The organism is Bacillus sp. AFS055030 (assembly GCF_002574545.1).
In the GTDB taxonomy this organism is placed as follows: domain Bacteria; phylum Bacillota; class Bacilli; order Bacillales; family Bacillaceae_G; genus Gottfriedia.
Genome location: NZ_NUGT01000004.1, coordinates 38041 through 59168, shown reverse-complemented (window position 1 = coordinate 59168; position 21128 = coordinate 38041). Strand labels below are relative to the sequence as shown.

Sequence of the window (21128 nt, the reverse complement as noted above, 5' to 3'; positions counted from 1 at the left end):
GCAGAAAATATAATCCTACTTTCCTGTTCTTAATAGTCTCTGGAAGCGTTTTTCACTTATTACTTCATATTCCCGTATACAGTCGTAACCCAGTATAAAAACACCCTAAAATTACCAAAATAATAATAACACTAACAAAAGGATGATTAATTTGAGTATCGAATTCGAGGTCGGAAAGGATTACGAAAATGGTTCAATTAAAGACGTTTTACACGATTTAGGTTTTAAGGAAGATGGTAGAGCATTTAAAAAAGACGGAAAAAGATTTAGTTATGAAGGCTGTGATAAGTATCAGAGTTATGTCTTTTCTGTGACGATGAATGAATTAAATTAGTGTATTAACAAAAGACCTGTCCATTTTGGAAAGGTCTTTTGTTTTGTCCTAAAAATAGATGGAACCATATAAAAAACTGAAATTTATTTATTGGATCAAACAAATAAAACCTTAAAGGTATAATTAATAGACATGCTAAATAGAATGATAAAAAGAACTAGTCCTTTAGTAGGTTTAATAAATAGGACTAGTTCTTTTTACGAAAAATCGTTGTTCTATATAAGTAGGAGGGGCAATTATGAACTTTACAGATTATCTAATAAATGTAAAAAATCTTAATGAAGTAAAAGCGAGTCAATATAATCATAGACTATCAACTTTAAAAAAATATAGAATATATAACAATGAAAAAGTATTAAGCGTTCATATGTTAAAGAGGATTAAAAGTCTTTCAAAAGATACAACAAAACAATATTTAAGGACGATTAATTATCATATTGAATTTTTGAACGATCATTATAGGATGTAAAGAAATGTTGAATTCTTCTAAGTTTAGTTTAGCTGCACAAAGTAATGTTTGAAAGGGCACTCTAAAGGATAGAATCCTGATAGATTGTCTTTTTTTATTATTCAGTATTTGAAGGGGATGTAGTAAACATGAAGAATTTTTATAGAGGAAGTATTTTCTTTCTTGTCATGCTTTTTATCATGGCTGGATGTAATGGGAATGCAATTAATACGACTAAAAATAAAGATGAGACAAAGGTGGCAGAGGAAACAATGAACCCTTCTTTTTATGTGGATCCATCAATTGATTTTACAACGAATGCAATGACTTCAATTATTATTGAGTTCAAAACAAAGCCTGCTGTAGTAGCTGTTAAGGAAGCAGAGGCAGCTGGAAAAGAACTTACTTTAGAAGAAGCGACTAAGCAAGTAGAGGAAAGCCATGCGAAATTTCAAGAGGAATTAAAAACTCTCCTGGAGGACCAACATGTACCATATATGATTAGGCATGTTTATAAGTCAGCACTGAATGGAGTGTCTATGGAATTACCGGGAAAAGATATTAAAAGATTATCCAAATCGACTGTAATTGCAAGAATTTATCCGAATAAAAAAGTGCATATTATGCCTCCAGTTACACCAAATAATCAAAAATAAATTTAATGATAAGTATAGAAAAAGAGAGTTTTGGAGGAGAGTTATTAAAAAAGGAAAGTTGGACAAAATGGTTCATTCGTTTCTGAGATTGGTTTTGGTTGTATGGGAATGTTTTGGTTTTACATGGAAGCTAATCGTAAATCAGTTTGTTTAATGCTTGTAGACTATTACCATGTGTATAGTCTATTTTTTTATAAACTCAAAAAAACTACCTAGAATATATTTAAAAAAATTTTGAATTTTTAATAGTTTTTGTTCTGCAAAAACAAAATAAATTTGCTATTATGTTAGAAAAAAGCTAAAAGTGAAGGTGAAAAACACGATGGAAATTCATTTAGTTGCAAAAGATGAGCTAGAGGCTTCAGGGATTCGATGGGTCGTGGAATCGCACTTTACTGGTATTACCCTTGTTTCATGGAAAACAATGGGAGAATTTGAAAAGGCTATTCAAAAACAGCAGCCCGAACTGGTCATATTTGATATGGACAATTGGAAAAATGAAAGTGAAAGATTTGGGGATTTAATTCAAAAATTTTCTATTCGCTGGTTAGGCATCTCATCTGAACGAATCTTTCAAACTGCCTATCTTGCATTACAGTATCGAGCAGAGGATGTATTATTTCGTCCTTTTTCGCCTACTGATTTAATTAAGCATATACAACAATTACGTTATCAAATTCGTAATAAAGAAAGATCCTTTACTAGAAATATTAACGAAGAAATTAACTCATTTAACATAGATTATCCGGACCTTTTTCTGAATGATCGAAAGTACGATGGCCCAATTACTATGGTTGCTTTTTTGACACCAAACTCAGGAACACTTCCACTTGTGTATAAAGCATTGGAACGAAATCCATTTACGGGGAAAAATCGTATATTCGTATTATCAGGATTTATATTAAGTGTGCATGAAGCTGATGAAGAAGTGTTATTACAGGACGAATATAATGCATTTCTTACTCGGTGGAAGGAAATGATGGATGAGCCACTCGCAATCGTTATGAAAGTTGGTGCTCCGGAGGAAACATTAAAAAATATATACGAACAAACACTTCAGCTAACACGAAGAATCTTCTTTGAAGGTTATGATATTATTTTGGCGGAAAATGATCCGATGCCCTTTCAAGAAAAGGACCCATTCCTTACACCATTAGAGCAACGTCATTGGATTGAAATGTTAGAAAAAAGAGACGCAAAAGCAATTCGAGATTGGATGGAACGAGAATTTTTAACAATTCAACAGCCTTATCCAGATCCGGAAATTGTTCGAATCAGATTAACAAGCGTACTTGCACAAATAAGAAGATATATGAAATCGAATAATCTCCAAAATGCATCATGGGAAGGAATTTATTATGATATTTTCCAAAAAATTGTTCATGGCCCAATCATTTATCAAATTGTTCAAGAATTGTTAGATTTTACAACAAGTCTATTATTACAGGGGCATGATGCTTTACAAGAAGGCCACCGTACACTAGTCGAAAAAACAAGGGAGTTAATTGAATCGAATTACTGGGATGCGGGATGGAGTTTAACAGATTGCGCGGATACACTTCGAATCAATAAAAGTACACTAAGTCGTCGATTTGCAGCTGAATCAAATCAATCGTTTAGAGCCACTCTCCATGAAGTACGAATAAGAGAAGCTAAACGATTATTAGATGAAACGGACCTGCCATTAGATGAGATTTCAAGATTAAGTGGCTATTCTCACCAATCATATTTTAATGCAAAGTTCAAAATGCTAGAAGGATGTACACCTTTAGTTTATCGATCTGGTTTGTAGGACTAGAAAGTCTTTTATTAGAAGCAGTAAGGGGAAAACGCTAGATTGTTATAGTATTTCTTTTAGGAAAACTGTAATCAACGACCATCAAACTATAATACAAAAATAAAGGAGAGCTTATGGAACTTAAAGAAGTAACTTATGAACATATCGTAGAACTTTCTGAGGAAGCTAATGCTTTATTTGAAGCACAAAATTTTGATGGCGCCATTAAAAAGTATAAAGAGGCTTTAGAATTAATACCTAAGCCTAAATTTACGTGGGAAGCTAGTGCTTGGATTCTAACATCAATCGGAGACGTTTATTTTTATTTAAACGATTATTCTAAAGCAAAGAATTATTTTTACGATGCATTTAATTGTCCTGGGGGATTGAACAACCCATATATATTATTGAGATTGGGGCAGGTTTTATTTGAAACACATGATGAAGAAAAAGCAAAGGAATATTTATTGAGAGCATATTTGTTGAAGGCTGGGGAGATTTTTAAAGAGGAAGATCCAAAATATTTAAAACTCATACTTGCGATAATTTAGGAGAAAGAATAGATATTGTCTGTGAAAATGATTGTGAGTTAATAAAAGGAGTTACAACTATGAACGAATGGAATAAATTATTTTTAGTCGGAGAACAAGATGGTGTAAAAGGAGATTTTAATACATTAATTTCAATGATGAATTATGTAAGATATACAACTCTAGAAGCAATTAAAGATATTACAGTAGAGGAACTAGATTATTTGCATTCTAAAGCAAGCAATTCGATTGGGATGCTACTTACTCACATGGCAGGGGTTGAGTATTGGTATCAACTTAATACATTTGAAAATCGAGATTTAAATTCAGAAGAAGAAAAGAAATGGTTACCAGGTTTAGATTTAGATGAAGCAGCTAGGGAACGTATTAAAGGTAATGATGCAAACTATTATATTAATCTCTTAAATTCGATTCGAGAAGATACATATACAAAATTTAATACACTTTCAGATGAGTGGTTACATGAGCAGACTGAATTTGGAAATACAAAAGCTACAAACTACTTTAAATGGTTTCATGTGTTTGAGGATGAAATCAATCATCGTGGTCAAATAAGAATGATTCGTAAATTGTATAAAAATAGTTAAAAATGGCCTGTATCTAAGATTAATGGTAATCGATGATACAGGCTTAAATTTTGTTTTTTTATTTACTATTACAAATCATTAGTACATTTCCATCCAAATCCTCAAAGTTAAAATAAGCAAATTCTCCAATGCGTTCAATCTCTTTTACGATCGTAATATGATTTTCTTTCATAAATAGGTAAGCTTGGTCTATGTCATCTGAGTAGAAATTAAATAACACATTTTTTGAAGGTTGAAATTTGTAATCCGGATCAAAAGTGTGGTCGTCTAAAGTTAATCCAGTTGTACCTGTTACAGGGATATTAAATACAGGGGATTCTATTTGACTAAGATCGGTTGTAATGCCAAGGAGTTTACAATACCATTCAACTGACTTTTTTAGTTCCTTAACGTGAATAAAAACGTAGTTAACTTTGTTTGTAATTGGAGAAATGATTGATTTGATAATGATTCCACCCTTCGATTTAATCAATATATGATTTCAACGTGAATGATGATAAACCTCTATTATTTTCATCGTATTTTTTAAAATAGTCTAATTAATTAATAGATTTTGAGATAGATTATAAAAATATAATTAAAAGATAAGTATAGTGAAATGTATTATAAAATAATCATCATTTTATAATAAAATTTCTAAAAATTCGTGTTAGACTGAAAACATCAAATCTAGGGGGTATTAAATTATGAATACGGTTACAGTTGATAAAGTAGTTAGATATAGAGGTACGGAATTAAATACAAAAGGTTGGCAACAAGAAGCAGTTCTTCGTATGTTAATGAATAATTTAGATCCAGATGTAGCAGAGCGTCCAGAGGATCTTGTTGTATATGGTGGAATTGGTAAAGCAGCTCGTAACTGGGAGTGCTTCGATGCGATTGTTGAATCATTAAAGAATTTAGAAAATGATGAAACATTATTAGTTCAATCTGGTAAACCAGTTGCGATTTTTAAATCTCATACGGATGCACCACGTGTTTTAATTGCTAACTCAAATCTAGTACCTGCTTTTGCTAATTGGGATACTTTCCACGAATTAGATAAAAAAGGTTTAATGATGTACGGACAAATGACAGCTGGTAGCTGGATCTATATTGGTTCTCAAGGTATTGTTCAAGGAACATACGAAACATTTGCTGAATTAGCAAAACAACATTTCAATGGCACACTTCAAGGTACAATTACTGTTACAGCTGGTCTTGGTGGAATGGGTGGAGCTCAACCACTAGCTGTTACAATGAATGGTGGAGTATGCATTGGGATCGATGTAGATGAAACTAGAATCGATCGTCGTATCGAAACTAGATATACGGATGTAAAAACAGATTCTTTAGATGAGGCAATTCGTCTTGCTGAGGAAGCGAAAAAAGAAGGTAAAGCATTATCAATCGGCCTAATCGGAAATGCATCTGAAATTTTACCAGAAATGATTGCTAGAAACTTTATTCCAGAAGTATTAACTGACCAAACATCTGCGCACGATCCATTAAACGGTTATACTCCATCTGGAATGTCATTAGAAGAAGCTGCAGAATTAAGAGCTTCAAACCCAGAACTTTATGTTGCTCGTTCAAAAGCTTCAATGGCAACTCATGTTAAAGCAATGCTTGAAATGATGGAAAAAGGTTCTGTCACATTTGATTACGGTAATAACATTCGTCAAGTTGCGAAGGATGAAGGCGTAGAGAATGCATTTGATTTCCCAGGATTCGTTCCAGCATATATCCGCCCACAATTCTGTGAAGGGAAAGGACCTTTCCGTTGGGTAGCATTATCAGGTGATCCTGAGGATATTTACAAAACTGACCAAGCTATTTTACGTGAATTTGCTGATAATGAGCATTTATGTAACTGGATTCGTATGGCCGGTGAAAAAGTAGAATTCCAAGGTCTACCTTCTCGTATTTGCTGGTTAGGATACGGCGAGCGCGCTCGTTTCGGTAAAATTTTAAATGACATGGTTGCAAGTGGTGAATTAAAAGCTCCAATCGTAATTGGAAGAGACCACTTAGATTCAGGTTCTGTAGCATCTCCAAATCGTGAAACTGAAAGCATGATGGATGGATCAGATGCAGTAGCAGACTGGCCAATCTTAAATGCAATGATTAACGCAGTTGGTGGAGCAACTTGGGTATCAGTCCATCACGGTGGTGGAGTAGGAATGGGTTACTCTTTACACGCTGGTGTCGTAATTGTTGCAGATGGTACAAAAGAAGCAGAAGCACGTATTGAGCGCGTATTAACAACAGACCCTGGAATGGGTGTAGTTCGTCACGCTGATGCAGGTTATGAGCTAGCTAAACAAACTGCTCGTGAAAGAGGAGTAAATATTCCAATGCTTGATAAAGGGACTGATAAGTAATGACTAAACCAATTTGGATTAAAAATGCTGCTCAATTAGCAACGCTTGCTTCAAACGTGAAAGGACCTCGCTCAAAGGAAGCAATGTCAGAGCTTGGTTTAATTGAAGACGGTAGCTTATGGATTGAAGATGGAGTGATCCAAGCTGTTGGAACAACAAAAGAAATTCAAGATCGCTATGCAAAAAAAATTCATGAAGCACAAGTAGTTGATGCATCAAATCAACTTGTTACTCCTGGTCTAGTGGATCCACATACACATGTTGTGTATGGTGGAAGCCGTGAGCGTGAATTTGAAATGCGTCTTGAAGTTGCAACATATATGGATATTATGAATGCGGGTGGCGGAATTCATGCGACTGCCGGCATGACTCGTGAAGCAACTGAAGAAGAATTGATGGCACAAACGATGCGACGTCTAGATTCTTTTATTGCACATGGCGTGACGACTGTAGAAAGTAAAAGCGGTTATGGTATGGATTTAGAAACCGAGCTAAAGCAGTTAAGAGTTATGAAAAAATTAAAATACATGCATGCAGTTGAATTAGTTCCTACTTTTATGGGTGCTCATGCAGTGCCGAAAGAGTTTAAAGGACGAGAAGATGAATTTGTTGATCACTTAATTAACGACATGCTACCAATTATCGCAGAAGAAAAATTAGCTGAATTTAATGACGTATTCTGTGAAAAAGGTGTATTTACACCAGAACAATCAGAGAGAATTTTAGAAGCAGGTAAAAAATATGATTTAATCCCAAAAATTCATGCTGATGAAATTGAACCTTATGGTGGAGCGGAATTAGCAGCAAAAATTGGTGCTATTTCAGCTGAGCATTTATTAAAAGCTTCTGATGAAGGTATTTCTGCAATGGCAAAATCAGGAACAATTGCTTGTCTTCTACCTGCAACTGCACTTTATTTACGTGAAGATGCTGCAAAAGGAAGAAAAATGATTGATGAAGGAGTAGCTGTGGCAATTTCAACTGACTGTAATCCGGGTTCTTCACCGACTACGTCGATGCCGCTTGTAATGAATTTAGCTTGTATATCAATGCGACTTACTCCAGCTGAAAGCTTAACGGCAGCAACATACAACGCTGCGTGTGCAATTAATCGCCAAGATCAAATTGGATCACTTGAAGTTGGAAAACAAGCAGATATCGTATTGTGGAATGTTAAAAACTATCAAGAATTACAATATTTATTTGGCGTTAACCATGTGAAATCCGTTTGGAAAAAGGGTATAAAGATTGTGTAATTAGCAACAGATAATGATAAATATATGGGGGTCCCTTCTGATAAAAATTATATAGGAGGAACAATCTTTAATGAAAAATAATTATCGATTCTTTATCATTTTTATGATCATCATCATCACGATTGTTAATTATATCGATCGAGGTGCAATTGCATATGCACAGGCAGAGATTATTAAAGAGTTTGGATTAAGTCCAGTAAGTTGGGGTGAAATTTTAGGTTACTTTGGATACGGCTATATATTTGGAGCATTATTTGGAGGGGCTTTCGCTGACAAAAAAGGTCCAAAATTTATGTGGTTACTTGCCGCAACTGCCTGGTCAATTTTTGAATTAGGCACTATATTTGCAGGTAATTTAGGTGCGACCTTATTTGGTGGCTCAGCTTTAGCTGGATTTGCAGTTTTCCGCGTATTATTTGGACTTGCAGAAGGACCTACATTCTCAACAATGAATAAAACAATGGCTAACTGGGTTTCTCCAAAAGAAAGAGGGTTTGCAGTTGCGCTTGGTTTAGTAGGTACACCAGTAGGAGCATTGATCACTGCACCAATCGTAGTTGCTTTATTATCAGTTGCAAGTTGGAAAGTAACATTTATTATTCTAGGGGTAGTAGGTTTAATTTGGGCATTTATTTGGTCTAAAGTATTTACAAACTTGCCAGAAGATAATCCAAAAGTCACAAAACAAGAACTTGAGTTAATCCGATTAAATAATCCGATTAGCGGAAAAAGTGAGCAAGAATCTACACCATGGTACTATTTTTTCAAAAATCCTACTCTAGTAATGAATGCAATTGGTTATTTTGCCTTTTTATATGTAAATATATTATTGCTTACTTGGACGCCAAAATATTTACAAGATGAATTTGGATTTTCATTAGCATCACTAGGATTTGTTGGAATGATTCCATGGATTGGAGCTATTTTTACTGGTTTACTAGGAGGTAAAATATCAGATTCACTTCTTAGAAAAACAGGCAATTTACGTATTGCTAGATCTTGGTTCACAGTCATTTCATTATTCTTTACAGCAATTTGTTTCATGCTAATTCCAACCGTTCAAAGTGCAACTGCAGTCTTGATTTTAATGTGTATAGGTAATGCATTTAACTATTTACCAAACTCGATTTATTGGACAGTAGTATTGGATACGGAACCTAAAAAAGCTGGAACATTTGGGGGAGTAACACATTTCATCGCAAACCTAGCTACAATCATTGCGCCAACCTTAACTGGTAGCTTAGTAGCAAAACACGGTTACAGTGCAATGTTTATTGCAGCATCAATTGCTGTAACGTTAGGGATGGTTGCTATGATCTTTGTGAAACCAGGAAAACGTGAAAAAACGGCTAGACCTTCAAATAATCTTGCGGGTTAATCATATGAAAAAGAGAAATTGTTTCGGCAATTTCTTTTTTTTTTCCTATCTTCAAATAGAGCATAATTTAACTTGACATGCAACTAATTGGTTGCTTAATATGTAAGCAATGAGGAGGCGAAAGCAATCGATAAAGTTTTTAAAGCACTTGCCGATTCAAATCGTAGAAAATTGCTTGATGAATTATTTGTATATAACGGTCAAACATTATCTGAATTATGTCAACATCTTGATATGAGTAGACAAGCAGTAACTAAACACCTAATGATTTTAGAAGAAGCAAACCTAGTTGTCATAGAATGGCATGGTCGAAATAAACTTCACTATCTTAATCCTGTACCGATTAGCGAAATTTCAAAGCGATGGATCAACAAGTACGAACATAATCGTTTAGATGCATTAAGTGAATTAAATAAACTTGAGGAGGATTTCAACAATGAATAAACCACAATTTGTTTATGTTACATATATCGCAACAACACCCGAAAAACTATGGGAAGCATTAACGAGTACTCAATTTACTGAAAAATACTTTTTCGGTACTGCCATTGAATCTGATTGGCAAGTAGGCTCAACGGTTTCTTATTTACGAAATGGTGAAGTGACAGATTATGGAACGATTTTAAAATGTGAGCCATATCGTTTACTTTCGTTTACATGGAATCATACAAATGATCCGACGAATCGTAAAGAACCATCAATCGTCACATTTGTGTTAAAAGAATTAGAATCGACTGTTAGATTAACGCTGAAACATGAAAATCTTGAAACGACTGATTTTGTGGATCGTGATGATACGTTTGAAGGATTAAACAATGGCTGGCCAGCGATATTAAGTAACTTAAAGAGTTTGCTAGAAACAGGTAAGACATTGCCACCTATTTCTATTTCATAATTTAAAAGAGGCTATTCCGTAAGTCAGGATAACTGACAAAGGGAGGTCTCTTTTTTTATCTACATTTAATTTCTATACCGTCCACAAAATGTCCAACTTAACCCAATTATCTACAAAATATAAAAATATTGAAAAAAAGAATTAGTTATGAAATAAAAGCGTACTTGAATATAAATTTAATAAAACCTGTCTACGGAGGACTATTTATGGCTTTTGTTGCAATTTATACAGTTGGTAGGCTAAAACACCCATATGACCACTCTGCCTCTCGTCAATTTTTTTCTGTAGGAAATGATGTCTTTCGTCAGGCTATAAAATCAGGACATATGATTGATGCGTTTTCATCTGATGGAATTTCTCTCCCTAAAGAAGCTAATAAGGGGGAAGGCGCTCCTATACTTACACTAACCGTTTGGAAGAACTTAGAATCCCTATATCGTTTTACGTACTCCGGACACCATAAACAAGCATTGAAAGATCGAGGTAAATGGATGGAATCTTATAAGGAGAAGCATCTTTCATATGTTATATGGTGGACCGAGAAACAAAGTGATGTTTCGTGGGAAGAGGCCTTTAAAAGATATGACTATTATATTCAAAATGGACCGACTCCTACTGCTTTTGATTTTAAGCATGCATTTGATCAATATGGTGAATTGCTATTCATTAAGTAGTAATAGGTTTCTAGATAGATTGCATCATAATGAGGAATAAGTAGGAATTTTTCGAAAAACAAACAATTCCTACTTGATTTATAGGAATACTTGTATTAATATTTTCGTAAATTAAATTATTAAAAGAAAAGGGGGAGAAAAATGAATACATTTCTTATCTGCGTAAATGTTGCGATCTTATTAGTACTTATGTATGGATTGTATCTTTTGCAAAAAAAGCATGTATCTTTTTCAAAGCGTGTATTCGCAGGTTTAGGTTTAGGTCTTATTTTTGGTTATATTATTCATTTAATCTATGGAACTGAACATGATGTTACAGTTGGAACAATCGACTGGTTTAGCATTGTTGGTAGTGGTTATGTAAAACTATTACAAATGATTGTCATGCCACTAGTATTCGTTTCAATTGTCGGTGCGTTTACAAAATTAAAATTAACAAAGAATATCGGTAAAATTAGTGTCCTTGTTATTGGGATCCTTCTTGGTACAACAGCTATTTCAGCAGCTATCGGAATTGGTTCCGCTTTAGGATTTGGACTTGATGGAATCAAACTATCAGAAGGTGCTCAAGAGACTGCTAGAATTACAGAATTACAAGGTCGAGTGCCAACTGTAGAATCGTTGACAATCCCTAAACAAATCCTTGAATTATTTCCAAGTAATCCATTTTTAGATTTAACTGGTGCACGTGCAACTTCAACAATTGCAGTTGTTATTTTTGCAGCTATTGTGGGAATTGCATACTTAGGAGTAAAACGAAAAGAGCCTGAAACTGCAGAGTTTTTTGCTAAAATAATTGATACACTATATTCAATTACGATGAGAGTCGTATCATTAATTCTTCGTTTAACACCATATGGAATCTTAGCAATCATTACAAAAGTAGCAGCAACAAGTGATTATGATGCAATCGTAAAATTAGGTAAGTTTGTAATTGCATCCTATGTGGCTTTAATCTTAATGTTTATTGTGCATTTATTATTATTATCATTTGCAAAACTAAGCCCAGTAAGTTATGTGAAAAAAGCCTTACCAACTTTAACATTTGCATTTACATCACGTACAAGTGCGGGAACATTACCAATGACAATCAAAACACAAACAAAAGATTTTGGTGTTTCAGAAGGTATTGCAAACTTCGCTGGTTCGTTTGGACTTTCAATCGGTCAAAATGGATGTGCTGGTATTTACCCAGCAATGTTAGCTGTAATGGTAGCTCCATCAGCTGGTATAGATCCAACAAGTGTATCATTTATTATCTCTCTAATTCTAATCGTAGCAATCAGTTCATTCGGTGTAGCTGGTGTCGGTGGAGGAGCAACTTTTGCAGCTCTTATCGTCCTTTCAGTTATGAATCTTCCAATCGCGATCGTTGGATTACTAATTTCAGTTGAACCTCTAATCGACATGGGCCGTACAGCTCTAAACGTTAGTGGAGCAATGACATCAGGTATCCTAACAAGTAAAGCAACTGGAGAATTCGAAAAAGAAGTTTATCAGCAAGCGGATGTTGTAGAGGCATAATTTAAAAGTCTAATAAAAAGAGTCCCTAATAAAATTATTTACTAGGGACTCTTTTTTTATCAAACTAATGAAACATTATCTACAAACTGTTGCTCATCAAACTAACCCAAAATCAACTGAGAATGGGAAAACTATAGTGGCTAGTCTAATAGAAAAGGAGATAAAAAACAAGTCCTAATCATTAACGTTAGGACTTGTTTTTTAATCTATTGCAGTTAGTAAGTTAAAATGAAAGGGCTAATTGATCAGCTTTTTCAAGACCCTTTGTAATGATTTCTTCTGCTTGTTCTGGGAATTGGTTATGTCCTTCAATCACAACTGTCTCAATATCTTTTGCACCAAAGAAGTGCATCATACTTGAAACAAATTTAACAGCCATCTCTACATTAGCAGCAGGTCCTTCAGAATAGACACCACCACGTGCGTTTAACAAGACGATTTTTTTATCACCAATTAATCCAACTGGTCCCTCAGGTGTGTATTTAAATGTTTTACCTGCTCGATTTAAGTAATCAATATATGTGTGAAGTACAGCGGGTACCGTTAAGTTCCATAATGGGAATGCAAAGACTACTTTATCAGCTTCAAGAAATTGATTTAAGTATTTGTCTGCAATTTCTACAGCTTTTGCTTCTTCTTCAGTTAACTTCATCCCTTTACTTGACTTAAAAGTACCATTAATCATGTCAACGCCAACATAAGGTAAATTTTCTTCGTATAAATCTAGTTCGATTACATGATCATGTGGGTGAGATGCTTTATAACTTGTTAAAAACGTTTCATATAGTTTCACACTTACTGATTGTTCCGCTGGGCGGTTATTCGCTTTTATAAATAGTACTGTTGACATTATTTTTCCTCCAACTGTTTCATTTTTTTATAAGTTTTAGTAAATGAATACTCCATTTCTCCTCCGAGAGCTTCAGCCGTATCACCTGATCGTCTAAAGTCATGCAGGTAAATATCCTCAAATGGTCCAAAATCTACTTGTTTATAAAACTCGTAACATGGAAATCCATCATGCTCTCCTTGAATTGTAAGACTACCATCGCTTTTTGCTTGTACATTTAAAAGAAAGTCTGCAGTCGGTGCATTTACATTCAAAGGGTTACTAGCACTTGCACTCATTTGGAAACTAACTTCATCGTTACTCCATTTAATATTTTTACATAAAATCTGCTCTGAACTTGCTTTGCCAGTTGCTTTAGAAATAGAACCGTTTGATGCTGTAACTCTCATTGTTGTGATACCAGTATTTGCATATGTGAAAATTTTCTTTTTATAAAAATCCACAATTACTTCTTGTTCAATTCTAGAGCGCATAGTGTTTACGGCAAAAGGTGTAAACTCACGTGAGTCACCTTCAAATTCAATGATATTTCCTGATTCATTATCTAACCTAGGTTCAGTCCAAGGCATTGGAATAAATACACTTGCTCTAATCTTAACGAGTTTAACCATTTCGATCCCCCTTAAATCGAATTATTGAATCTAAGCAATGGGTATTTAGTCAATTTGATTGACCATATATCATAATGTACAATGTAAAATATATATAGTCAACTTAATTGACTTTAAAAGGAGGTTAAATATTGAAAATACAACAAGAGACTGATCTTACTTCACTTTTATCAATTGCCCTAAATACAATGTTAACTGAACTACATCAAAAATTAAGTGAAAGAGGATTTGATGATCTAAAACCTACTCATGGATTTTTGTTTAAGTGTATTTTGCCAAATGGGGCAACTGGTAATGAATTAGCTGATAAATTAGGGATTACTAAACAAGCTGTCAGTAAAATGGTTGACTATCTTGAAGAAAGAGGTTACGTAAAGCGACACTCTCATCCAACCGACAAGCGTGGAAAAACGATTGTTATAAGTGAAAGAGGTCAGCTTGCTATAAAGGAGAAGGAGGAAATTGTAGCTGAACTAGAAAAAAGCTTCATTCAAAAAATTGGTTCCAAACGAATGGATAATCTTAAAGAAGATTTGAGAAAAGTTGTTGAAATAGCTGATGAACAGAAACCGACTGCAAGAATTAGACCTGTTTGGTAAATAAGATCTGAATAGAAAGCTACAGGGCTTTCTTTTTTTATGCTTTTAATGATTTACTAAGAAGAATGAAAGGTTTTGAATAGGAGATTATTAACTTAATTAAATAGTAAATTGTTTAACTTTTTCGGTACTTCAATTAATTTATTGAATTTTCAATCTTTACAAACTGTACAAAACAATTTTATACTTATAATAGTTGGAATATTATTTCAATTTAAAATAAGTAGTTTTTGAAATTAATTTTCAATCAAGTGAATCAAACTTTTTACAAATAGTTCATTGATTATTTGGATAGCTTATTTTAATGGGAGGCGAACATAATTGACTAGAATGATTCGTAGTATCGTATCATCATCCTTATCAATTGCTTTAGTTACTACAACAGGTTCAGTCAGCTATGCACAATCAACATCGGAGAAAACCTCACTCCAATCTGAGGTGAATACAATGAAACAAAACAAACATAGTGAAAACTACCCTCTTTTAGGTAAAGTAAAACATCCTGAAGAGGTTGGCTTTTCATCTGAAAAACTAAAAGCTGTAGATGAATTAATCCAGCAAGACGTAAATAATGGTTTTCCAGGTGCAGTTCTAATGATTATCAAAGATGGGAAAATTGTAAAAAACACTGCTTATGGGTACTCAAAAAAATACGATGGGCTGACAGCACTTAAACATCCTCAGAAAATGAAGACTAATACAATGTTTGATTTGGCATCAAACACTAAAATGTATGCAGTTAACTTCGCTTTGCAACATCTTGTTAGTATAGGGAAAATAGACTTGAATTCCACTGTACAATCATACTTTCCAAATTTTAAAGATAAATCAACTGATATGATTAAAGGGAAGGATACCCTGCGTTTAATTGATATTTTACACCACACTGCTGGTTTTCCTGCAGATCCACAATATCACAATCCTACAATAGCAGGTTCCTTGTATACACAAAACCGTAATGAAACATTTGAGAAAATCGCTGAAACACCATTAGAATACGTACCAGGTACAAAAAACATTTATAGTGACGTAGACTATATGATCCTTGGTTTTATTATCGAGAAAGTAACTGGAAAACGGTTAGACGACTATGTAGAAAATACAATTTATAAGCCATTAGGTCTTAAACATACGATGTTTAATCCTTTGCAAAAAGGATTCAAACCAAAAGATTTCGCAGCAACCGAGTTAATGGGGAATTCCCGAGACGGTATGGTATCCTTTCCGAATATCCGTACATACACAATTCAAGGAGAAGTGCACGATGAAAAGGCATATTACTCGATGGGTGGCGTATCTGGCCATGCGGGCCTTTTTTCAACGACAAGCGATTTAGCGGTTCTATTACAAGTAATGTTAAACGGCGGTGGGTATGGCAAAGTAAAACTATTTGATCAAAAAACGATTGATCAGTTTTCAGCACCTTCCGATCTAAACCCAACATATGGCTTAGGCTGGAGAAGAAATGGCTCTTTAAGTATGTCGTCTACATTTGGATTATATGCAAGTCCAAATGCGATTGGACATACTGGTTGGGTAGGCACTCTAACCATCATTGATCCAGATCATAATTTAGGGATTGTCTTATTAACCAATAAAAAACATTCACCTGTCATTAATCCACTAATTAATCCGAACAAATTTATTGGAGATGACTTTGCGACTGGACAATATAAAGCCGTGGCAACTGCTGTTTATGAAGCATTGATAAAGTAATAGTATAAGGAAAGAGAAAAATCTTCTAGATAGGATGATTTTTCTCTTTTTTTATCATTAATGAAAAGCTCAGAATAAACAAAAAAAGTAAAATATGTTTTAAAAAAATAAAATTAGAACTAGTCCATTTCAACAACCGAATATAAATTAGTAAGAGCTGTCTTTTTTAGATAGCTTTTTTAAGTTAAAAAAAATTGCATCTATCATTTAAAGGATGTGAAAGTTGATGTTGATTGTGTTACTAACGATACCAATTTTATTATTATCATTCTTTTGTTTATGGGTTTCAATTTTCAATAAAAAAATTTTTCTATTAAAGAAGATACTTTACTTCTTATTGGGAATAACCATCTTGATTATCACGATTTATCTTTTAGATTTCTATTTGTTTTTTCATCTTTAGAAGCACCTTCTTTTACTTAGGAAGAGTTTATATTTTGCTGATCAAAAATATTTTTTTGAACAGACAAAAGAATCAAGAAAACTTATGGTAAAATTAAATTACATATATTTCCAAATGAGTAACAGCTAATAATAATTAAAAAAATACATAATATAAAAATACTAGTGAAGAGGAGTATAGGATGAAAGAGTTTTTTTTGCTTTTAAAAAAAGGTAATAAATCTGCATTATTAGCAGCGATTGTTAACGCTGTAATAGCAATCATAAAAGGAATAGGTTTTGGTATGACAGGAAGTGTTGCACTTTTTGCAGAAATGATGCATAGTGCGGCCGATACTGCAAACCAACTTTTTGTTTTTAGCGGTTCAGCTTTAAGTAAAAAAGCCCCAACAGATCGCTTTCCAAATGGATTTGGTCGACTTGTAAATTTAGTTTTACTTGGAGCAGTATTAATTGTAGGAATTATGGCGTATGAAACGATTGTAGAAGGAATCCATCATATTGCACATCCAACCCAATCTTCAGGACTGACTATTACTCTTACTATTTTAGGTGCTTCGGTAGTCCTTGAAGCATTTGTACTTTTCAAAGCAATGAAAGAAATTAGTCATGAATTAGGAATAGCTACAAGTGGTTTCGGAGTGGTTACCGAGGCAATTTCGAATTTAGGAAAAGCGAAACCAGCTACGAAATTAGTTTTCTTAGAAGATACAGTAGCAACTCTAGGTGGATTATTAGCGATGATTGCTGTAATCATTGCTTACTTTACACCTTTTCACCAAGCTGAAGGTGTTGCTTCTGTCATCATTGGAATTTTGATGTTTTTTGTTGTTGGAAAAGTATTTCTTGATAATGCTGCAGGTGTAATTGGTGAATCCGATGAAGAAATGGAAGACAAGATCGGCGAAATCGTAATGGAAGATCCAGATGTCAAAGATATTCAAGTTCTTACAGTTGTCAAAGAGGGTGAAGATTTACATGTTGAATTAGAAATTGAACTAGATCCAAATTTAACAGTAGCTCAAGCTGACGACATAAAAGACCGATTAGAAGAAAAAATCATGAAAGAAAAAGGTGTTACAGACGTCATCATCGAGTTGGACGAAGATGATGGAATTCAAAATTGGATTGAAGATAACAAAACAGAATTAATTGAAAAAAAGTAACGCGTGAAACGACAACTACTATGTTTGTCGTTTTTTTTTCATTTTGATAATTTGTAACAAAATCATTATTGTTTTTCAATTCCGCCATTTTTCATTATGATATACGGTTCGGTGGATTTTACAGTACCCATTACGACTAAATTGGAATAATCTTTCATTAATTCCTCAAGACGATCAAAGTTTCCAAAAAGGAAAATACTTACTTTGGCAAATTCTTCTTTTTCATTGGATTGATATTTTAACTGATTAGTGAAAAATGTAGAGTTTTTTAGATCAGTATCACTTTCAATTCTTTTCATATCTTTTATTACTTTAAAGGACGTATCTTTATTATGAATACATAAATTTTGCGAATAAAAGATGAAAAGAGAAAAGCTAATGAAGAAACAAATTTTAAAAATTAAACCTTTAAGTAATATTTTCATGATCTCTCCAATTCAGAATTTATTTATTAAGAAAATCCTAATATATTAATATATTACCAGTAGAAAATACGTAGGGATGATAATATAGTGGAAAAATTGTGAACGGTATCACATTTTATCGTATTTTGGGTAATGATTTCTTTGAAACGATATAGATTCTTAAAGGATTCAACCAAAAAGGAAAGAATTATATATTTGTACATACTTTTCTAACGTTTGTTACGAAGTTGATAGAGATATTACATTAAGATGTTAAAATAAATGTTTTAGTTAAAGGTATATTAAGGGAAAATTATCAAAAAGATAATAAGTAGTTTTCTTGTATAGTAGTGTTAGGGGAATTAGGACGATTCTATGTCTTTAAGTGAATTGGATAATTCTAATCTACTAATACGTACATAAAAAGATAAATCTTAGAATGAAAATAATGGTTCTTTGAAAAACGTGAAATTATGTAATCGGTATGACGAGGAGGAATAATCATGTTTGAATTTGAAAATATAGAACAGTTTGCAAGAATAAAAGTTATTGGAGTTGGTGGTGGAGGAAATAACGCCGTTAATCGAATGATTGAAGATGGAGTAGAGGGCGTTGAATTCATTGCTTTTAATACCGATGCGCAAGCGCTAAAACAATCAAAAGCTGAAATAACAATGCAAATTGGTGCAACGTTGACGCGTGGTTTAGGAGCAGGTGCAAATCCTGAAATTGGAAAAAGAGCTGTAGAAGAAAGTAAATCGCAAATTGAGGAAGTACTACAAGGAGCGGACATGGTATTCGTTACAGCTGGAATGGGCGGCGGAACAGGAACTGGGGCAGCACCTGAAGTTGCGAAAATTGCTCGTAAGCTTGGTGCTTTAACGATTGGAGTTGTAACTCGCCCCTTTAAATTTGAAGGGAAAAAGCGTGCAACAAATGCTGAAGGTGGAATTAAGGAACTTAGAGAAGCAGTTGACACATTAATTATCATTCCAAACGATCGTTTATTAGAGCTAGTTGACAAAAAAACACCGATGCTTGAAGCGTTCCGTGAAGCGGATAATGTACTTCGACAAGGGGTTCAAGGGATTTCCGACTTGATCGCAGTTCCAGGATTAATCAATCTAGACTTTGCTGATGTTAAAACAGTCATGTCTCATAAAGGGACAGCCCTTATGGGAATCGGTATTGCAAAAGGTAAAGACCGCGCTACGATCGCTGCTCAGAAGGCATTAAATTCTCCGTTACTTGAAACTTCTATTAATGGAGCGCATGGTGTCATTATGAATATTACAGGCGGACGTAACTTAAGTCTGTTTGAAGTACAAGAAGCTGCAGATATCGTTGCTTCTGCATCGCATGAAGAATTAAATATGATTTTCGGTTCAGTAATCGACGAAAACTTAAAAGATGAAATTATTGTAACGGTAATTGCTACAGGTTTTGCGGATAAAGAGGAGAAAATGGTAAGAACTCCTTCTAGACCAATAGAAGAAGCACCTAGCTTATATAATAGAGAGCAACGTTTCCAACAAGAACAGAGATATCGCGTAGACCAACAGCAAGACTACGCTCGCTATAATGATCATCAAGAAACCGGTCGTTACACGGAACAGCCAAATTATGGCCGTTACAATGAACAAAAAGAGCATAATCGCTATAATGAGCAACAAGATTTCACTCGATACAATGAACAAAATGATTATGGACGATATAATGAACAGCAGGATTATAACCGTTACCAAGAACGACAAGATCATAATCGTTTCACAGAACAAAAAGAGCATAATCGTTTCACAGAACAACAAGATTACGGACGTTACAATGAGCAACAAGAATATGGCCGCTTCAATGAGAAGGAAGATTCAACTTCATATATACCGGCATTCTTACGTAATCGAAAAAATAGAAATAGATAGATATGTAAAAGGGACATGAGTATTAATGCTCATGTCTTTTTTGATTATAAGGTTTACTTTCGTAAATAAGGTATATTATATTTGTTGAATAGGTTCTTTTTTAAGACAAGAAAAGTAGGTGAACAAAGTGGGAAAATATCAACTGGATACTAAAGGTCAGCAAGCTGTGGCAAAGTTTCATGAAAAACAGACGCCTGCCAAATTTGATAAAAAGCAGCAACTTGAAAAATTGCGTGCGGAGTATTTGAAAAAGAAACAAAAACAAACAGATAAATAATATGAATGAAAACATAGGAAGTCTAAAATCTCCCTATGTTTTTTTATTTAAATGAATTAAAAAATCTTAGCACACGATGAATGGTTATAAGAATGAAATGGATTTATGATCGTTAACCATTCCATTTTCACTCCGAATTATCAAAGATTTTTGAACCTTTTTTATTTCTTTTTTTCTTCCAGTCTAAAAATATTAATAAAAATGGACCAGTACAAAAAAATAATAACTGTAACAAAAAAACATACAATTTATACTCACGAAATTCGGGTCCAAATATGATCAATAACGTAAACATTATGTAGGAAAATATAATTAAGATATTTCTTGCTAATTTCATAATATACCTCCTGTTTCAAATTGGTTGTTATTACGACACTAAAATTAATAGCACTAGTTATTTAAATATTTGTCAAATTTTATAGGATAGGTGACACTCCCTCACCATTTCACGTAGAAGTTAAATTTAAATTAAAATTTTATAACTATCTCTTAACTTTTTTAGTAAACGTTTACGAAACTATCTTAACATTTAAAAAGTTAGATACACTAAAATTCATTGTCTTTATTGTGAACTTTTTTTCATTTTTTGGACATTAGGATTTAACGCTATATGGAATTATGAAAAAGTAACAAACTATGATTCTATTAACAAGTCTTCTTCTAATATTTTTTGAAAACAACTAAGTTCTTTTATACGTAAAAATTTGTAAAGTTTTACTAAAACATTCACAAAAATTCCAC

21 protein-coding genes and 1 pseudogene are annotated in these 21128 nt (G+C 33.6%); 18 read left to right on the top strand and 4 right to left on the bottom strand.

Features of this window, described 5'->3' with window-relative positions; genetic code table 11:
• Window positions 1-151 precede the first annotated feature (151 nt).
• The 6 genes from CN925_RS01430 (at window position 152) to CN925_RS01405 (ending at window position 4353) form a co-directional block, all read left to right on the top strand.
• Entirely contained in the window at window positions 152-334 is a 183-nt protein-coding gene (locus CN925_RS01430) for a hypothetical protein (protein ID WP_098843982.1), read from the top strand.
• 238 nt (window positions 335-572) lie between these two features.
• Window positions 573-803, top strand: a complete 231-nt coding sequence (locus CN925_RS01425) for a hypothetical protein (protein WP_098843981.1) — start codon at window positions 573-575, stop codon at window positions 801-803.
• A gap of 128 nt (window positions 804-931) precedes the next feature.
• A complete protein-coding gene (locus tag CN925_RS01420) occupies window positions 932-1438 on the top strand; it encodes a protease inhibitor I9 family protein (protein WP_098843980.1) in 507 nt (168 codons plus the stop codon).
• A gap of 322 nt (window positions 1439-1760) precedes the next feature.
• Window positions 1761-3230 (top strand): helix-turn-helix transcriptional regulator, encoded by a 1470-nt coding sequence (locus CN925_RS01415; protein WP_098843979.1) that lies wholly within the window; start codon window positions 1761-1763, stop codon window positions 3228-3230.
• A 119-nt stretch (window positions 3231-3349) separates the two neighbouring features.
• Window positions 3350-3766: a tetratricopeptide repeat protein gene (locus CN925_RS01410; protein WP_098843978.1), complete on the top strand. Its 417-nt coding sequence runs from the start codon at window positions 3350-3352 to the stop codon at window positions 3764-3766.
• Between the two features lie 59 nt (window positions 3767-3825).
• Window positions 3826-4353, top strand: coding sequence for a DinB family protein (locus CN925_RS01405; RefSeq protein WP_098843977.1), 528 nt, complete (start codon window positions 3826-3828; stop codon window positions 4351-4353).
• 58 nt (window positions 4354-4411) lie between these two features.
• Here CN925_RS01405 and CN925_RS01400 read toward each other — a convergent pair whose 3' ends face one another.
• Entirely contained in the window at window positions 4412-4825 is a 414-nt protein-coding gene (locus CN925_RS01400; protein WP_286138233.1) for a VOC family protein, read from the bottom strand.
• 214 nt (window positions 4826-5039) lie between these two features.
• Between CN925_RS01400 and hutU the strand changes: the two genes are divergently transcribed.
• From hutU to CN925_RS01365, 7 genes are all read left to right on the top strand, one after another.
• Window positions 5040-6716, top strand: a complete 1677-nt coding sequence (gene hutU / locus CN925_RS01395) for a urocanate hydratase (protein WP_098843976.1) — start codon at window positions 5040-5042, stop codon at window positions 6714-6716.
• Window positions 6716-7972, top strand: coding sequence for an imidazolonepropionase (gene hutI, locus CN925_RS01390; RefSeq protein ID WP_098843975.1), 1257 nt, complete (start codon window positions 6716-6718; stop codon window positions 7970-7972). Before hutU ends, hutI begins: the two co-directional genes overlap by 1 nt.
• Window positions 7973-8042: 70 nt before the next feature.
• Window positions 8043-9350, top strand: coding sequence for an MFS transporter (locus tag CN925_RS01385; protein WP_098843974.1), 1308 nt, complete (start codon window positions 8043-8045; stop codon window positions 9348-9350).
• A gap of 126 nt (window positions 9351-9476) precedes the next feature.
• Window positions 9477-9794, top strand: coding sequence for an ArsR/SmtB family transcription factor (locus CN925_RS01380; RefSeq protein ID WP_098843973.1), 318 nt, complete (start codon window positions 9477-9479; stop codon window positions 9792-9794).
• Window positions 9787-10245 carry an SRPBCC family protein gene (locus CN925_RS01375; RefSeq protein WP_098843972.1) on the top strand — a complete coding sequence of 153 codons (459 nt, stop codon included), beginning with the start codon at window positions 9787-9789 and terminating at the stop codon, window positions 10243-10245. The genes CN925_RS01380 and CN925_RS01375 overlap by 8 nt, the downstream gene beginning before the upstream one ends.
• 206 nt (window positions 10246-10451) lie before the next feature.
• Window positions 10452-10919: a DUF3291 domain-containing protein gene (locus tag CN925_RS01370; RefSeq protein ID WP_098843971.1), complete on the top strand. Its 468-nt coding sequence runs from the start codon at window positions 10452-10454 to the stop codon at window positions 10917-10919.
• Between the two features lie 141 nt (window positions 10920-11060).
• Window positions 11061-12443: an L-cystine transporter gene (locus CN925_RS01365; protein ID WP_098843970.1), complete on the top strand. Its 1383-nt coding sequence runs from the start codon at window positions 11061-11063 to the stop codon at window positions 12441-12443.
• Between the two features lie 223 nt (window positions 12444-12666).
• Here CN925_RS01365 and CN925_RS01360 read toward each other — a convergent pair whose 3' ends face one another.
• Both CN925_RS01360 and CN925_RS01355 read right to left on the bottom strand, forming a co-directional pair.
• The gene (locus tag CN925_RS01360) at window positions 12667-13293 is read right to left on the bottom strand and encodes an FMN-dependent NADH-azoreductase (protein ID WP_098843969.1); all 627 of its coding nucleotides are present in this window, start codon (window positions 13291-13293) and stop codon (window positions 12667-12669) included.
• Window positions 13293-13904, bottom strand: coding sequence for a DUF3238 domain-containing protein (locus CN925_RS01355; protein ID WP_098843968.1), 612 nt, complete (start codon window positions 13902-13904; stop codon window positions 13293-13295). The genes CN925_RS01360 and CN925_RS01355 overlap by 1 nt, the downstream gene beginning before the upstream one ends.
• Before the next feature lie 188 nt (window positions 13905-14092).
• Here CN925_RS01355 and CN925_RS01350 point away from each other — a divergent pair, with 188 nt between their 5' ends.
• The 3 genes from CN925_RS01350 (at window position 14093) to CN925_RS01340 (ending at window position 17787) form a co-directional block, all read left to right on the top strand.
• On the top strand, window positions 14093-14503 hold the full coding sequence (locus CN925_RS01350; RefSeq protein ID WP_098844010.1) for a MarR family winged helix-turn-helix transcriptional regulator: 411 nt from the start codon (window positions 14093-14095) through the stop codon (window positions 14501-14503).
• 342 nt (window positions 14504-14845) lie between these two features.
• Window positions 14846-16219 (top strand): penicillin binding protein PBP4B, encoded by a 1374-nt coding sequence (pbp4b, locus tag CN925_RS01345; protein ID WP_483295155.1) that lies wholly within the window; start codon window positions 14846-14848, stop codon window positions 16217-16219.
• Between the two features lie 584 nt (window positions 16220-16803).
• Window positions 16804-17787 carry a cation diffusion facilitator family transporter gene (locus CN925_RS01340; RefSeq protein WP_098843967.1) on the top strand — a complete coding sequence of 328 codons (984 nt, stop codon included), beginning with the start codon at window positions 16804-16806 and terminating at the stop codon, window positions 17785-17787.
• A gap of 65 nt (window positions 17788-17852) precedes the next feature.
• On the opposite strand, the gene CN925_RS01335 is transcribed toward CN925_RS01340, so the two are convergent.
• Window positions 17853-18086 carry a hypothetical protein gene (locus CN925_RS01335; protein WP_180232785.1) on the bottom strand — a complete coding sequence of 78 codons (234 nt, stop codon included), beginning with the start codon at window positions 18084-18086 and terminating at the stop codon, window positions 17853-17855.
• Between the two features lie 608 nt (window positions 18087-18694).
• Here CN925_RS01335 and ftsZ point away from each other — a divergent pair.
• Window positions 18695-19678: pseudogene (gene ftsZ, locus CN925_RS01330) on the top strand (cell division protein FtsZ); the annotation flags it as partial.
• Between the two features lie 559 nt (window positions 19679-20237).
• The gene (locus CN925_RS21155; protein ID WP_098843965.1) at window positions 20238-20387 is read left to right on the top strand and encodes a hypothetical protein; all 150 of its coding nucleotides are present in this window, start codon (window positions 20238-20240) and stop codon (window positions 20385-20387) included.
• Window positions 20388-21128 lie beyond the last annotated feature (741 nt).